The sequence below is a fragment of the Streptomyces durocortorensis genome (assembly GCF_016901035.1).
In the GTDB taxonomy this organism is placed as follows: Bacteria; Actinomycetota; Actinomycetes; order Streptomycetales; family Streptomycetaceae; genus Streptomyces; species Streptomyces durocortorensis.
On record NZ_JAFEUF010000545.1, the window covers coordinates 1 to 581 of the forward strand.

1 protein-coding gene is annotated in these 581 nt (G+C 74.2%); it reads left to right on the forward strand.

Going from position 1 to position 581, the window contains the following annotated elements:
* The coding region (locus JS521_RS36005; RefSeq protein ID WP_275564256.1) for a ketoacyl-synthetase C-terminal extension domain-containing protein at positions 1–581 on the forward strand (581 nt) is incomplete at both ends.

Sequence of the window (581 nt, forward strand, 5' to 3'; positions counted from 1 at the left end):
ATGGGCAGGACCGGCCGCAGGGCCGTCCGCTGTGGCTGGGGTCGGTCAAGTCGAACATCGGGCACTCCCAGGCCGCGTCCGGTGTCGCCGGCCTCATCAAGATGGTGATGGCCCTGCGCGGCGAGGAGATGCCGCCCACCCTCCACGTGGACGAACCGACCCCGCACGTCGACTGGTCCCAGGGCCAGGTCCGGCTGCTGACCTCCCCGACAGCCTGGCCGCAGGACCCCGAGCGGCCCCGCCGTGCGGGTGTGTCCTCGTTCGGCATCAGCGGCACCAACGCCCACCTGGTCCTGGAGAGCGCCGACGCCGCGGCCCCACCCACCGACGACCAGCCCGACCACCAGCCCGAGGACAGGGCCGACGCCACCGACGAGCCCGCTCCGCGCATCGCCGACACCACGGCGCTGCCCTGGATCCTGTCCGCCCGCACCCCCGAGGCACTGCGGGGACAGGCCGAACGGCTGACCGGCGTCGCCGAGAGCCTTGACCCGGCAGGCGTCGCCCGCACCCTCGCGACGGGTCGGGCGGTGCTGGAGCATCGTGCGGTGGTGCTGGGGTCGGATCGTGTGGGGGCGTTG